The sequence below is a fragment of the Halorubrum wangae genome (assembly GCF_051194135.1).
Taxonomy (GTDB): Archaea; Halobacteriota; Halobacteria; order Halobacteriales; family Haloferacaceae; genus Halorubrum.
Genome location: NZ_JBLZNH010000007.1, coordinates 24,693 through 39,395 on the forward strand (window position 1 = coordinate 24,693; position 14,703 = coordinate 39,395).

General features: G+C 65.5%; 12 protein-coding genes and 1 tRNA gene. 8 read left to right on the top strand and 5 right to left on the bottom strand.

What is annotated here, in order from left to right; genetic code table 11:
* Positions 1-21: 21 nt before the first annotated feature.
* The gene (locus ACNS84_RS15645; protein ID WP_435075793.1) at positions 22-1,221 is read left to right on the top strand and encodes a cystathionine gamma-synthase; all 1,200 of its coding nucleotides are present in this window, start codon (positions 22-24) and stop codon (positions 1,219-1,221) included.
* A 93-nt stretch (positions 1,222-1,314) separates the two neighbouring features.
* Positions 1,315-2,262 carry a D-2-hydroxyacid dehydrogenase gene (locus ACNS84_RS15650; protein ID WP_435075794.1) on the top strand — a complete coding sequence of 316 codons (948 nt, stop codon included), beginning with the start codon at positions 1,315-1,317 and terminating at the stop codon, positions 2,260-2,262.
* 28 nt (positions 2,263-2,290) lie between these two features.
* On the opposite strand, the gene ACNS84_RS15655 is transcribed toward ACNS84_RS15650, so the two are convergent.
* On the bottom strand, positions 2,291-2,857 hold the full coding sequence (locus tag ACNS84_RS15655; RefSeq protein WP_435075795.1) for a peptidylprolyl isomerase: 567 nt from the start codon (positions 2,855-2,857) through the stop codon (positions 2,291-2,293).
* Between the two features lie 181 nt (positions 2,858-3,038).
* Here ACNS84_RS15655 and ACNS84_RS15660 point away from each other — a divergent pair, with 181 nt between their 5' ends.
* From ACNS84_RS15660 to truA, 3 genes are all read left to right on the top strand, one after another.
* Positions 3,039-3,239, top strand: a complete 201-nt coding sequence (locus ACNS84_RS15660; RefSeq protein ID WP_435075796.1) for a XapX domain-containing protein — start codon at positions 3,039-3,041, stop codon at positions 3,237-3,239.
* Between the two features lie 106 nt (positions 3,240-3,345).
* Positions 3,346-3,849 carry a universal stress protein gene (locus ACNS84_RS15665; protein WP_435075797.1) on the top strand — a complete coding sequence of 168 codons (504 nt, stop codon included), beginning with the start codon at positions 3,346-3,348 and terminating at the stop codon, positions 3,847-3,849.
* Positions 3,846-4,796 (top strand): tRNA pseudouridine(38-40) synthase TruA, encoded by a 951-nt coding sequence (gene truA / locus ACNS84_RS15670; protein ID WP_435075798.1) that lies wholly within the window; start codon positions 3,846-3,848, stop codon positions 4,794-4,796. The genes ACNS84_RS15665 and truA overlap by 4 nt, the downstream gene beginning before the upstream one ends.
* A gap of 13 nt (positions 4,797-4,809) precedes the next feature.
* Here the strand turns inward: truA and ACNS84_RS15675 are convergent, their stop codons facing one another.
* A complete protein-coding gene (locus ACNS84_RS15675; RefSeq protein WP_435075799.1) occupies positions 4,810-5,340 on the bottom strand; it encodes an Rrf2 family transcriptional regulator in 531 nt (176 codons plus the stop codon).
* A 411-nt stretch (positions 5,341-5,751) separates the two neighbouring features.
* On the opposite strand from ACNS84_RS15675, the gene nadE reads away from it, so the two are divergent.
* Entirely contained in the window at positions 5,752-6,714 is a 963-nt protein-coding gene (gene nadE / locus ACNS84_RS15680; RefSeq protein WP_435075800.1) for an NAD(+) synthase, read from the top strand.
* A gap of 53 nt (positions 6,715-6,767) precedes the next feature.
* Here the strand turns inward: nadE and ACNS84_RS15685 are convergent, their stop codons facing one another.
* Positions 6,768-8,201 carry a M28 family peptidase gene (locus ACNS84_RS15685; RefSeq protein ID WP_435075801.1) on the bottom strand — a complete coding sequence of 478 codons (1,434 nt, stop codon included), beginning with the start codon at positions 8,199-8,201 and terminating at the stop codon, positions 6,768-6,770.
* A gap of 98 nt (positions 8,202-8,299) precedes the next feature.
* Positions 8,300-9,547, bottom strand: coding sequence for a glycosyltransferase family 2 protein (locus ACNS84_RS15690; protein ID WP_435075802.1), 1,248 nt, complete (start codon positions 9,545-9,547; stop codon positions 8,300-8,302).
* Positions 9,548-9,899: 352 nt separating this feature from the next.
* On the opposite strand from ACNS84_RS15690, the gene ACNS84_RS15695 reads away from it, so the two are divergent.
* Positions 9,900-9,970: transfer RNA gene (locus ACNS84_RS15695), tRNA-Gly, on the top strand.
* 697 nt (positions 9,971-10,667) lie between these two features.
* Complete coding sequence (locus tag ACNS84_RS15700; RefSeq protein ID WP_435075803.1) at positions 10,668-13,115, top strand: amino acid permease; 2,448 nt, start codon at positions 10,668-10,670, stop codon at positions 13,113-13,115.
* 179 nt (positions 13,116-13,294) lie between these two features.
* Here the strand turns inward: ACNS84_RS15700 and ACNS84_RS15705 are convergent, their stop codons facing one another.
* Positions 13,295-14,683: a KaiC domain-containing protein gene (locus ACNS84_RS15705; protein ID WP_435075804.1), complete on the bottom strand. Its 1,389-nt coding sequence runs from the start codon at positions 14,681-14,683 to the stop codon at positions 13,295-13,297.
* Positions 14,684-14,703 lie beyond the last annotated feature (20 nt).

Here is a 14,703-nt window from a genome sequence, read left to right on the forward strand (position 1 = left end):
CCCGACGCCGTCGCCCCCGGTATGAGCGATCAGTCCGACGCAGACGACGCGAGCCGAGAGGACGCCGAGTCGCGGCGCTTCGAGACCCGCGCGATCCACGCGGGACAGGAGCCTGACCCCGAGACCGGCGCGCTAATGACGCCGATTCACGCGAACTCGACGTACAAGCAGGACGGGCCGGGCGACCATCGCGGCTACGAGTACAGCCGGACCGGGAACCCCACGCGGACCGACCTAGAGGAGAACCTCGCGTCGTTGGAGTCCGGAAGCCACGCGCGCTGCTTCTCGTCGGGGATGGCCGCGATAAACACCGTGTTGAACCTGCTGTCGGCGGGCGACCACGTCGTCGCCGGCGACGACGTGTACGGCGGTACCCATCGGATCCTTACGCAGGTGTACGACGAGTACGACGTCGACACCACCTTCGTCGACACGACAGACCACGACGCGGTCCGGGACGCGATGCGCGAGGAGACGGAACTGGTGTGGGTCGAGACGCCGACGAACCCCCTGATGAACGTCAACGATATCGGTGCGCTCGCCGACATCGCCCACGCTCACGACGCGCTCTGCGCGGTCGACAACACGTTCGCGACGCCGTACCTCCAACGCCCGCTCGAACACGGCGCCGACATCGTCTCCCAGTCGCTGACAAAGTACCTCGGCGGCCACTCCGACACCATCGGCGGCGCGCTGATTGTCGACGACGACGGCCTCGACGAGCGACTCGGCTTCTACCAGAACTCGGTTGGCGCGACGCCCGGCCCGTTCGATTCGTTCCTCGTGCTCCGCGGGACGAAGACGCTCCCAGTGCGGATGGACCGCCACTGCGAGAACGCGATGGCGCTCGCGGAATGGCTGGAGAACCACGACGACGTCGACCGCGTCTACTACCCCGGACTCGAGAGCCACCCTGGCCACGAGCTCGCGGCCGAGCAGATGGACGCGTTCGGCGGCATGCTCTCCTTCGAGTTCGACGGCACCCTCGATCAGGCGTCGACCGTCGTCAGCGAGACAGAGGTGTTCACGCTCGCGGAGTCGCTCGGCGGCGTCGAGAGCCTCATCGAGCAGCCGGCCGCGATGACCCACGCCGCCATCCCGCGCGAGGAGCGCCTCGCGGCCGGGCTCACCGACGGCCTCGTTCGGGTGTCGGTCGGAATCGAGCACATCGACGACATGAAAGCCGACCTGCAGGCCGCGTTCGACGCCGCGCTGGAGTGATCGGAGGCGAGTCGGCTAAATAGGTTCGCCACGAAGCCGGCACCCTTCGCCGCACGGGCACCCTTTATACCGCTCGCGCCGAGTGGCGACGCCATGAGCGATCCAGACGTACTCGTGTTGCGACAGACGATTCACGGATCGGGGGCGGCGGACCTCGTTGCGTCTCTCCGTGAGCGGCTCCCGGAGTACAAAATCGCGCTGGCTCGGACGCCCGCCGAGGAGCGCGAACTGATCGCCCGCGCCCGCGTCGCGGTCGGGCTCCACATCGACGAAGAGCTGTTGGCCGCCGCCGAGGAGTTGGAGCTGTTCGCCTGCGTCTTCGCCGGGACCGGCCACCTGCCGCGAGACGCGCTCGCGGACCGCGGCGTCGCGGTGACGAACGCCTCTGGCGTCCACGGGCCGAACATCGCCGAGTACGTCGTCGGGTCGATGATCACGCACGCCCGCCAATGGCCGCGAGCGCATCACCAGAAGGACCGGCGAGAGTGGCGCACCTACGAGACGACGGAGGTGTCCGGCTCGACCGTCGCGGTCGTCGGCCTCGGCGCCATCGGACAGACCGTCCTCGACCGACTCTCGGCCTTCGACGTCGACACGGTCGGCGTCAGATACTCGCCGGAGAAGGGCGGGCCGGCAGACGCGGTGTACGGCTTCGACGAGTTCCACGAGGCCGTCGCCGACGCGGAGTACGTGGTGCTCGCGTGCCCTCTCACCGAGGCCACGCGGGGGCTCGTCGACGCGGACGCGCTCAAGACGATGCGACCCGACGCGGTCCTCATAAACATCTCACGCGGACCGGTCGTCGACACCGAGGCGCTCGTCTCCTCGCTTCGAAACAACCGCATCCGTGGGGCCGCACTCGACGTGACCGACCCCGAACCGCTCCCCGAGGACCACCCGCTGTGGGGGCTCGGAAACGTCACCATCACCCCGCACAACGCGGGCCACACCCCGCACTACTACGACCGGGTCGCCGACATCCTCGCCGGGAACCTCGGTCGGCTCGACAGGGGCGAGGCGTTAGAGAATCAGGTGGCCTGAACGGACGCGACGACTGACCGCGTCTCGCTTACTCGTCGACCGTGACGCCGTCGATCGTGACGGCGTCGCGGGGCTCATCTCGCCGGTCGGTCGGTACGGCGCCGATCTCCTCGACGACGTCCATCCCGTCGATGACCTGCCCGAAGACGGCGTGCTTGCCGTCGAGGTGCGGGGTCGCGTCCAGCGTGATGAAGAACTGCGAGCCGTTGGTGTTCGGGCCGGAGTTCGCCATCGAGAGGATACCGGGACCGTCGTGGGTGAGGTCGTCGTGGAACTCGTCGTCGAACTGGTAGCCGGGGCCGCCACGACCGTTCTGCTGCGGGTCACCGCCCTGGATCATGAACCCCTCAATGATGCGGTGGAAGACGTTCCCGTCGTACAGGGAGTCGCCGCGGATCTCGCCGCTTTCGGGGTCCGTCCACGTGTTCGTATCCCGCGCGGGGTCGGCGTCCGCGGCGGGGTCGTGCCGCGCCAGGCCGAGGAAGTTCTCGACCGTCTTCGGGGCGCGTTCGGCGAACAGTTCGATGACGATATCGCCGTGGTTCGTGTGGAGCGTCACCTGCGGATTGTCGGGGTTGGAAACCTCGTTTGCCATGCCGTTACGGAGGAGCGCGTATCGGAAAACCCTACTCATCCGTCACGCCGGTCGGTGATCCCGCCTCCCGCTCTCACCCCCGCTACGGGCGCGCGTCTTGGAACGTCTTCGCCCGCGACGACTGACCGACTCGCCGGACCCGAACGCCGCGCTTATAACCGGACACCGCCGACGCCTCGACATGAGTTCGACCGCCGTCTTGACCGTCGCCGCCCTCGTCGTCGGAGTGACGGTCGGCGCGCTGTTCGCGTTCCTCCACGTCCCGATCCCCGCCCCGCCGGAGCTCCCGGGCGTAATGGCAATCGTCGGGATCTACCTCGGATTCAAACTCGTCACCCACGCCGGCGTCGGCTTCGACCTCCTCAACGCGCTCGGCCTGTAGCGATCGCCCTACCACCGACAGTGGAGGGCCGTCCGAACCGCTCGAACACCGTCCGCACCGCTCGAACGCCGGTATCGTTTTGCACTCGGCGCGAGCAGTATCGCGCATGTACCACGACATCCTCCTGCCCGTCGCGCCCGGCGGCGAAGCGAACGACGCGATTCCGCACGCGGCGAGCCTCGCGGAGCGGTACGGCGCGACCGTCCACGTCGTCTCGGCGGTCGACACGCTGGCCCGGACACTCCGCGGACCGCAGGCCGGCGCGTTCGCCGAGCGAGTCGAGACGGCGGCACGCGAGCGCGTCGAGATGGTGACCGCAGAGCTCGAGGCGGCCGGCGTCGTCGCCATCGGAAGCGTCCGTCAGGGCGAACCCGTCGACGTCATCGAGAGCGCCATCGCCGACACCGGCGCGGACATCGTCGTGATGCCGAGTCACACCCGGAGCGGCATCCGCCGGATGCTGCTCGGCAGCGTCACCGAGAAGGTAGTTCGCGTCTCGCCCGTCCCCGTCGTCACCGTGCCGATGGCCGACAGCGAGGGCGGAGCGAACGGCGAAGGGGAAGCGACCGCGGGCGCGGACCGCGACGACTCGACCGACGGCGAAGTGTGACCGCGGCCGGGACGACCCGCGCGTTCCGGGTCGCGTACGACGGCCGCGAGTACGCAGGCTTCCAGCGTCAGCCCCGCGCGACGACCGTCGAGGGCACCCTCCTCCGGGCGCTCGCGAAACACGGCATCCTCGACCGCGGCGACGGACCCACGCACGCGACCCCGCCCGGCTACGCTGCGGCGGGCCGGACCGACGCCGGGGTCTCGGCCGTCGCCCAGACGGTCGCGTTCGAGGCGCCGCCGTGGCTTACGCCCAGGGCGTTCAACGGTCACCTTCCGGGCTCGGTCAGGGTCTGGGCTGCCGCCGACGTCCGAGACGGGTTCCACGCCACCCACGACGCGGCTCGGCGGACGTACCGGTACCACCTCTATGCGCCCGCTATCGGGAGCGAGACTGGGGATTCACTCGAAGAGACGTCGGCGGATCGACCCGACGATGACGGTCGCCAGCGGTCAGCCAGTCAACCGGACGCGGTGGACGACGACCGCGTTCGGCACGCCCTCTGCCGGCTCTCTGGTCGCCACGACTTCCACAACCTGACCAGCGACGACGCGGGAACCGTCCGGGACCTGACGGCGACGGCGACGCGAACGGGTGATATCCTCGTGATCGAGATCACCGCCGACGGGTTCCCCCGAGCGCTCGTCCGCCGTCTCGTCGCCGCGGTTCGTGCGGTCGGGCGAGGACAGACGGAGCCGTCACGGATCGACCGGCTGCTCGACTCGGAGCCGGTGCCCGGCGAACTCGGCGTCGGCCCAGCGCCGCCAGAGCCGTTAGTGCTGTGGGACGTCGGCTACAAGGGAGTTTCCTTCGGGGTCGATAGGGAGGCCGCCGAAACCGCTCGAGTCACGTTTGGGGACCGCTACCGGGCTGCCCGACACGCCGCCGCCGCCACGGGTGCGATCCGCGACCGGATCGCGACGGGCGTCGAGGGCGGAGAGGAGTAGCAGACTGCGGGGGTTAGCTGGCCGCCTCGGCGGGCGTCTCCATCCCGTCGATACGCAGCAGGAGGGTGTTGCCGTCGACGTTCGTAGCGTCGATGATGCCCGAGAGCCGGAGTCCAGTCGCGGGCGTCGGCCCCACCGTAACGTGATCGCCGGGTTCGAAGGGGCCGACCGGCCCCCGGATCACAAGCTCCGCGCGGCAGAGATCGGGATTGGCGACGGAAGACAGATCTATCGCCTCGACGTTCACTCCATCGACTGGGGTGCCGTCGACCGCGATCGGTGTGGTCTCCGCGTCGTCCATCCGTTCGAGGTCGAGCGCGTCGTAGGCGCCGTCAGTGGGGACGTACCCGCCGTCGGGACCGGGGATGCCTTCGACTAACTGTAGGTCGCGGAGGCTCTGCATCTGGTTCCGAACCGTCCCCGCGTTCCGGTCTATCGACTCGGCGATCTTCCGCCCTGATATCGGCCGGTCGGTGTTCTCCGCGAGGTTTACGAGCGCAGTGAGCACGCGTTTCTGACTCGATGTGAGCCGTATCGCTGACATGGGCGGTTCGAATGGCCGAGAATTGATAAACATTTGGTTCTACTGGCCTTATATTCTTGTTACGCTTGTTTTAGAACTCAAAACCAACAATCCATAGTTCTATGGCGCTGAAAACAATACAAATATTGTATTCTATACTCACATTGTCTATTTATTGGTTGAATATAGTCATTTCAGGCTCAAAATAGACCGTACACAGCTCTATTTCCCATGGAAATCTAAATCACTCATGAATTCGAACAAGACCTTATACAATTTGCACCACGAATATTTACCCGACCGTTCAGAATCCACGACTACCAATGCATATCGTACGGTGCGGTCGGTCGCGTCGCCGTAGAGCCGGGACGACCCCGTGTTTCGGACGGTGTCGTCTCGCGAGAGCGACCCGGACGAACGGAGGGGCACTCCATGGATGAGCGCGGCGGGTCGGCGTTCGACGGGGACTCGCTGGACAGACGCACAGCGACCGGAACCCGATCTGGAGCGAGCGACGAGACGGAAGCGTCGGACCGCGCTCGTGGCGGCCTGCCCACCGACGACGGGCCCGCGGCCGCCGACGAACTCGATCCGAGCGCCGAGCGTGAGCGCGTCCGTTCGTTCCTCGCGTCGTCGGTCGCGGCCGCCGGCGCCGACGGGATCGTCGTCAACATGAGCGGCGGGCTCGACTCCACGGTGACCGCGGCGCTCGCCGTCGAGGCCCTCGGTGCCGACCGGGTGTACGGCCTGATCCTCCCGTGTAACAAGGTGGGCGCGACCCACGCTCGCGACGCCGAGGCGCTCGCGGGCGCCCTCGGGATCGACCACGACACGGTGCATCTCCACTCGCTGTTCGCGCAGTTCGGCGCGGTTGCCCCCGACCGGTTCGACCTCCACGACGAGCCGATCCTGTCCGGCAACGCGACCGCGCGGCTCCGGATGACGCTCGCGTATCTGGCTGCCAACGCAACGAACGGTCTCGTCTGCGGCACCGCCAACCGGAGCGAACTACTGCTCGGCTACTTCACGAAACACGGCGACGGCGGCGCGGACGTCCACCCGCTGGGCCACCTGTACAAGACCGAGGTCCGCGCGCTGGCGGCCGAACTCGACGTCCCCGATTTCGTCGTCGAGAAACCGCCGACCGCGGGGTTCCTTCCCGGACAGCGCGACGCCGACGACCTTGGGGCCCCGTACGAGGTGATCGACCGCGTGCTCCGACTCGGCGTCGACCGGGGGCTCGACGTAGCGACAGTCGCGGATCGGTTGGGCGAGGGAGACGGCGCCGACGTCGACGAGCGCACCGTCGCGGATCTGCTCGCTCGGCATCGGACCACGGCGCACAAGCGAACCACTCCGGGGGTCCCGGCCGAACGCGGACGGGACTTCCCGTAAGTCCGGGAGGCTCCGGCGGCATCGACGCTCACGGCTTCGACCGCCCTGCCACCTTACTCCCAGTCGGCGGGCCAGAGATCGGCTGCGCGCATCCCCGCTTCGAAGTCGGCGTCGCGGAACTCCTCGATGAGGCTGTCGCGGTCGAGGCGAGGCACGTCCCGCTCGTCGGCCGCGAACTCGCAGACGAGCAATGCTGTCAGCATCGCGTGCTCCCGGATGTTCCGGTCGTCGACCTTGTCCCGCGTGTCCGCGTGGGTGTGTCCCCAACCCCGTCCGCGGTCGCCGGAATCGCTGTGAAGCTGGAGCGCCGGCACCCCTCGCTGGACGAACGGCCACTGGTCGGAGAACGGGTGCGGTTGGGCGTCCACCGCGATCGGCTGACGCGTCGCCGCCGACACCGACTTCGCGATCGACGCGGCGGCGTCAGAGGCGTGCGTGAGCGCGACCAGATCGCGGTGCCGCCCGGCGCCGTCGACGTTGATCACGCCCCGAACCGCGTCACTATCGACCGTCTCGGCCAGGTGCTCCGCGCCGAGCAAACCGACCTCCTCGGCACCCATCGCGACGATGTCGACGCCGATCGGGAGGTCGGCCTCGGTCAGGATCCGTGCCGCGGTCGCGACCGTCGCGATCCCGCAGCCGTTGTCGAGCGCCCCCTCCGCGATGTCGTGGCCGTCGTAGTGGGCGAGCAGCAGGAGTCGCTCGTCCGTGTCGGGCCCCGCCCGCCCGCGGACATTTCGGCTCTCACCCGGGGTGGTCGTCGCCTCGACCGTGATCTCGGCCTCGGCCGCACTGCCTCCCGCGTCACCTCCGCCGCCCCCGCCCGCCGCGTACTCTCGGAGCCACGCGCCGGTTTCCTTGGAGACGCCGACGGCGACCGCGTCGGCCTCGTTGCCGAACGTCAGCGAGCCGGTCGGCGGGAGCTGGCCGTCGAGGTGGTTGACAAAGACAAACCCGACCGCGCCCGCGTCGATCGCGTACCCGAACTTCTCCATGCGATGGACGAACCGACCGTCCGGCGTCGTCGTCGAGGCGACCGCGATCCGACCCTCGACGTCGCGCTCGTCTATCTCGGTGGGGGTACCGTAGCCGACGTCGACGAGTTCCCCGTCGACTTTGCCCGCGGGCGAGTACGGGAGCGCGATCGACTCGAACTCGCGTACTGTGTCCCCTTCTGCTCCGTCCGGAATTCGGACACGGAGGTCCGCGCTGCCGCGCTCCCACGCGTTCAGGTCGAACGGCTCGATGTCCACGTCGGCGAGGCCCGCGCGCTCGAACGCGTCGGCGACGACCCCTGCCGCCCGGCGTTCGCCGTCGCTGCCCGCCATTCGGCTCCCGATCGCGGTGAGGTCGGTGATGAAGCGCCAGGGCTCGCGGTCGGTCCACGTCCGTCCCAGCGCCGGGGCGAGCGCGGCGCGGCGCTCGCGGACGCGCTCGACCGCGTCGGAGTCGGCGGCCACGTCGGTTCCAGTCGGCTGTGAGTGCATGAAGCAGACTGCCTCGGCAGCCCATTAAGCGTGTGGCTCTCGGTAGTCGAACCCTTCCGCGATCGCTCGGATGGCGCGCAGCGATCGGACTGACCGCGTCACTCGCTTCCCACCTTCGACGTCACGCGGAAGGTCTCCGGGGGGTTGAGAATACCAACGACCGTCCCCATGGAGTGGACGACGGTGATCACCGGCGCCAGCGGGAGCGCGAGCGCCCATCGACGGTGGTCGTCGCCGTAGTAGACGACCCCCAAGAGGAACCATCCGAGGGTACACAGCGCCAGCCCCATGGACGCCGCGAAGAACAGTCCGCTGTACGCGATCGTCACGCTCAGGAACGACAGCGGCACGACGAGCAGGGTGACGATCGGCGAAAGCGCCCAAGCGTAATTCCGCAAACGCGTTAGCAGTTCATACCGCAGCGGGAGCATCGCCGAAGCCTGCACGTTGCCGGCCGCCCATCGGCGGCGCTGCTGGAGGATCTCGTACAGCGAGGGCGGGGCCTCGTTCCGGCAGACCGCGTCAGCCAGCGCGAACGAGACGTCGAACTCCTGGAAGGCCGCCCAGACGAAGGCGGTGTCCTCCACGAGGGTCTCGCGGTCCCACGTCGTCTGCTCCTCGACCTCCGTCCGGACGGCGATCCCCCCGCCCCACGCGAACAGCGGGATCGAGAGGCGAGCGAACGCGCGCTGCTCGTACTGCACGCCCATCCGGTAGATGTCGGCCAGGTAGCTCAGATTCGACCCGGTGCGGCGCGGCTTCTCGCGTAGCTGGACGATATCCGCGTCCGGCAGCCCGTCGAGTGACTCGATAATGCTGTCCTCGTCGAGATACAGCACGAACTCCTTCCGACACGTCAGGGACTGCCGTGCCCACTCCTGTGCGCGGCCTTTCCGGACCGCCCGGCTCGAGAACTCGTCCGGAACGACGTGGACCGTCGCCCCGGTCACGTCGATTGGCGACTCAGCGACGACGTGCACGTCGTCGAGCCCCTCGGGCAGGGAATCGACGGTCTCCTGGACCACGTCGGCGGCGTCGACAGTCATGATCCGGACCTGCATCTCGTCGAGACCGTACTCGTTCGGCGGCGTCTCGTAGCCCGCCCCGACCACCGCCGTCAGGGTGAACCACACGAGCGAGGTCGCTCCGAACAGCAGCGTCACACCCCACAGGGTGACGCCGAACAGCGACGCGAGTCCGCCGTCGAGGACGGCGGTAGTCGTTGCCGCCGCGTGAGCGGGGGCGGTACCGGGACCAGACATGACGGTCGGCGCGAACACCGTCGCCACACCGCCGACGAGCAGCGCCAGCGTGACCGCGACCAATCCGACGCGTTCCGTGTTCATCGTGTCTTCACCTCGCTGCTCAACCCCTATGAACCGTCCAAACGCTGCACCGGAGTTCACCCGCTTTTCGTTCGAATTAGCGCGCTTAATCCGCGCTAATCGAACTTAATCGAGGGATGTGAGTGCGATGTGACTCGTAGCCATACGGACTGACACCAACCACTATACGTGCCGAAGACTCCGTCGGACGGCCCGGGTGAAGTCCCACGCGCGCACCGCCTCGCTGTCCCATGCCGGTGGTGAAATGCCGCCTCGTGGAGGTGGAACGCGCTGGGTGAGACGCGGAAGCGAACCGCCCGACCATCGTACAAAACGCTATGTTAAAGTGCGGCCACACGGACGTTGAAATAGGGCACCGTTGGTCCAGTGGTAGGACATTAGCTTCCCAAGCTAATAGCCCGGGTTCAATTCCCGGACGGTGCATCCTTCTACATCATCCTCAGGAGCGTTGCCGAATCGCCATACAGCGGTGCTTCCGGTTGCTCGATTTGGGAACTGCAGTGTGAGTTCATTCTGAGTGCTGATGGAGGTCCGTCCAGTCGTGCGATTAGCGTAGTGTATTCTGTTCAGGATCGGATGATAAGTGCTCATCTCTAGTCAAGTATCGACCGTACTATCTGCGCCAAAACGGGCTTACCGAGGTGTCCTCGATGAACTCGGAACAGACAGACAGGGTACGTCTCTGCGACAGTCACGTGCTATTCGCTGAGTCAAGAGACTAGCTGTCCGTCTCGAACTCCCATAACCTGTACCCGTCCGAATAGGCACGGAGGTATCCGATGCTGTCTCCCTCGTCGTATCCGCTGTCATCTGGTGCCGATAAGCCATCCATCGCGGCGTTCCAGTCGGACACCGATGCGAAGCGAGAACTGGCCTCCGCAAACGACGTGAGGTCGCCCATCAAATGACATGATATGCTGCTTGGTTGCCGCAAGAACGTTCCGACGTTCTCGATTGACTGCATCAGGTCGCTAGATACGCTGGTTCCGTGCGGAATACGTGCGTTGTATTCAGCAGACATCTCGAACCTATCACCGACCAAGGGTTTCAACGAGGCGGATTCACCATAAACTGAGAACCGTCACTTATTTTTTTGACACTTAGTTTGATTATGCTAGGTATGGGCGATGACGCTCCGGATCGTGTGACCCATGAGACAGGGGGTAACGCTACTCAGGCGCGATCCGGCGAAGTGGAGACGGAACTCTCGCGGGATATGAGCGTCTACGACATCACGTTCATCGGTGTCGGGGCGATGATCGGGGCTGGTGTCTTCGCGCTCACGGGCTTCGCTGCAGGGCTCGCCGGGCCCGCACTGATTCTCGCGTTCGCTCTCAACGGCTTCGTAGCGATGTTCACAGCCGTTTCCTACGCCGAACTCGGGGCGGCGTTCCCGGAGGCAGGTGGGGGGTATCTCTGGGTGAAAGAAGCGCTCGTCGATCCGAATGGCTTCTACGCGGGCTGGATGTCCTGGTTCGCGCACGCGGTCGCCTGTTCGCTGTACGCGGTGACATTCGGTGTGTTCCTCACCGAGTTTCTGGTCTACGGCGGTGTTCTCGCTGAAGGATTCCAGCTCTTGGGATTCATCGGTCGTGGATTGCTGGATAAGCTCCTCGCAGTCCTCATGGTCTCTCTGTTCGCGTACATCAACTATCGCGGAGCGGAGGAGACGGGGAAAGCGGGTGTCATCGTCACGATAATCAAGGTCGCTATTCTCGGAATCTTCGTCGTGTTCGGCATCCTGGCGACGGTTCAGACGCCGGACTGGCCTTCCAAATTCCTCAACAGTCCCCAGTTTGCACCCAACGGTGTCATCGGCATTATCGGTGCAATGGGCTTCACGTACATCGCCTTCGAGGGTTACGAAATTATCGTCCAGTCCGGCGAAGAGGTCGTCGATCCGGGTGAGAACATCCCGAAAGCCGTCTTCTACTCGATGGCGATTGTCGTTCCGATCTATATTCTCGTCGCATTCGCTGCAATTGGTGGGATTGAGGCCATCCCCGAACTCGCGGAACGAGCGGGCGTTGCAGTTGGGGCTCCCACGTGGCAACTGCTCGGCAATCTGGGCGAACTCGGCATTATCGAGGCAGCCGGTCAATTCGTTCCCTACGGCGTTCCGTTACTCTTGCTCGCCGGTCTGACGGCGACGATGAGTGCGCTGAACGCGACCATCTACTCCTCGTCACGCGTCTCGTTTGCAATGGGTCGTGACAGAGCCCTCCCCGAGATCTTCAGCGAGATCCATAACGAGAAGCGGACGCCACACTGGGCGATTCTCCTCTCAGCAGTGCTCATCGCACTGATGGCAGTGATACTACCCATCGAATCGGTTGCCGCCTCAGCGGACATCATGTTCATTCTCCTGTTCGTACAGGTCAACTGGACCGTCATCAAGATGCGCAAGATCCGCCCCGACCTGCCGCGCACGTACGAAGTCCCCTATATGCCGTGGCCCCCGCTCATCGGGATCGTCCTTCAGTTCATGTTGACGCCGTTCCTCCTCTCGGCGCTGGGTATGCAGATCGGATTTGGGCCGAACTCGCACGGGTTCATCGCCCTCGTGACGACTGCGATCTGGATGAGTCTGGGGCTCCTCCTCTACTACGGCTACTCGCAGCGGAAGGAGGAGGAGAAGCTCGAAGAGGAAACGCCGACTGTCACAACCGAGCAAGCGCCCGCAGATGAACGGCGGGAACGCGAGCAGCGGATTCTCGTCCCGGTGGCGAACCCGGCAACCGTCGAGCAGTTGATGCGGACGGCACTCGACCTTGCCGAAGAGCGAGATGCCGAGATAGAAGTGGTAAGCGTCGTCACGGTTCCCCGACAGACGCCGATTTCGGAGGGGCGTCAGTTCGTCGATGAGGAACGAACCGTCATCGACCAAGCAATCAACTTTGCGGACGAAGAGCGCCCGAAGGTCCCGGTAAGTGGCAAAATACGCATCGGACACGACGTGTCACGGGCAATTCTCAATACGATCGAGCAGGACAATATAGACCTCGTGCTGATGGGCTGGCGGAGTAATCCCCGTCGTCGTGATGTCGTCTTGGGGAGTAACGTTGACGAGGTGGTGACCAAGGCCCGCTGTGACGTCCTCGTTGAGCGTGTCGGCCCCGCCGCCGACAGCAAGTCTGTCGGGAGGGTGGATTCGATCCTCCTGCCGACGGCCGGCGGTTCGCACGCCGATTTCTCAACCGAAATCGCCCGTGCCGTTGCCAGGCGCAACGATGCTCACATCAAAGTGATCTACGTCCGGTCGGACGGATCAGACCGTGACGACGATGTGCAATCGATTCTCGACTCGACCGTCGCCGAACTCGAGAACATCGAGACGACGACAGAGATCACTGACAGCACGGATATCGCGGATGCCATTATCGAGGAATCGGCAGACCATGACCTCACCGTCATCGGGGCCTCCCGGGAAGGACTCCTCCAACAAGTCGTGTTCGGGGCCATTCCCGAAGAGGTCGGCAGGCGAGCACAGAGTACGGTCATTATGGCGAAACAGGATCTCGGGCTCACGTCACGCGTGACTCGGTGGTTCAAAAATCGCCGCTCGTAATCCCACCGACTCGTCCTTTTCGCTCATCTCGAAGTGATGAGTTACCTCGCCGGTCGGAACTCTACTCCTCACAGCCGACTCAGGCGACCGATCCGTGACTGAAACCGTACCGCTCGGGGGATAGCGACGCAGTTCCCGGTCCGATCGGGAACCGTCGCGACACGCGGCGGGGTCGCTCGTCAGAAGATGTTCGCCTGCCCATAGACGGAGATGCCGGTGTCGGTAATATCGTACGGCTTCGTCTCGCGGGAGTGGTTCGCGTCCCGGATCTTCTGGATGTCGACGGCGAGTCGCGTCTCGCGGAAGTCCGACCCGCGGACGTACTGTAACACGAACACCGCGTCGGTGAGGTACTCGACGATGCCGTGCCGGGAGGCGTACGCGTTCGTCTCGCTGGCCTCGGAGGTGAGTAGCGTCGTCACGCCCGCCTCCTTCAGCGATCGGGTGAATCCGAACACCTCCGAGCGTCGCTTCGCCGGGTGGTCGTACATCATCTCCAACAGCGAGACGGAGTCGAGCACCAGTCGATCAGCGTCGAATTCGGCGATCAGGCGCGTGAGATCGTTGCGGATCGACGCCAGCGAGTTCGCCATCTCGATAGGGTCGATGGCGACCACCGCGAGTCGACCCTCGTCGGCGTGCTCGCGGAACGACCATCCCTTCTCCTTCGCTGTCGAAAAGATAGAGTCCCGCGTCTGCTCGAGCGTGATGTAGACGCCCTTACCGTCCGATTCGAGCGCCTCGTTGAGAAACTGGAGCGCGAACGTCGTCTTCCCCGTCCCGGCACCGCCGATGACCGAAATGAGCGATCGCCGCGGGACGCCGCCGAGGATCATCTTGTCGAGTCCCTCGATCCCGATCTTCGTGCGCTCGATGGACGACTCGAACTCGTCCGGATCGACGTCGAATCCCGTCTCGCCGCCCGTACCGCCTCCCTCTCCGTCGAACTCGCCGAATCCGAAGTCGTCAGACGGTGACGAGTTATCGGCGCGGAATCCCCCGAACGGGTCGTCGTCGCCGAACGGGTCGTCGTCGCCGAACGGGTCGTCGTCGCCGAACGGGTCGTCGTCACCGAACGCGTCCCCACCGCCAAACGTATCGTCGCCTGCCCGTCCGAACGGGTCGTCCGGTCCGTCACGGGACGGATCGGCTGGGTCGTCGGCATGAGCGTCCTGATCGGCGTCTCCGGCGCCGCCTCCGAAGCCCCCGTCGAAGTCCTCACCGACCGCGCCGTCGCCGAACGGGTCGTCGTCACCGAACGAACCGCCACCGAAGCCACCGCTCTCATCGGAATCGGCCCCTCGGCCACCGGATTCTCTCTCGGGCGTCTTGTCGCGGACTCCGCCGAATGGGTCGTCAGCGTCAGCTTCGTCTTCGTCGCCGTCAGCCACGCTGTCACCGTCGTCCTCACCGACACGTTCGCCCTCACCCTCACTCACACCGTCGCCGTCATCCACCTCCACGTCACCGCCGACATCCCTGTCACCGGCTTTGTCGCCGGTCGAGCGGGCGGATTCCTCGTCGAGCTCGCGCAACGCGCGCTCGAACCAGTTTTCCTCCTCGCTCATCGTTTCAGTCGGCCGTGCGG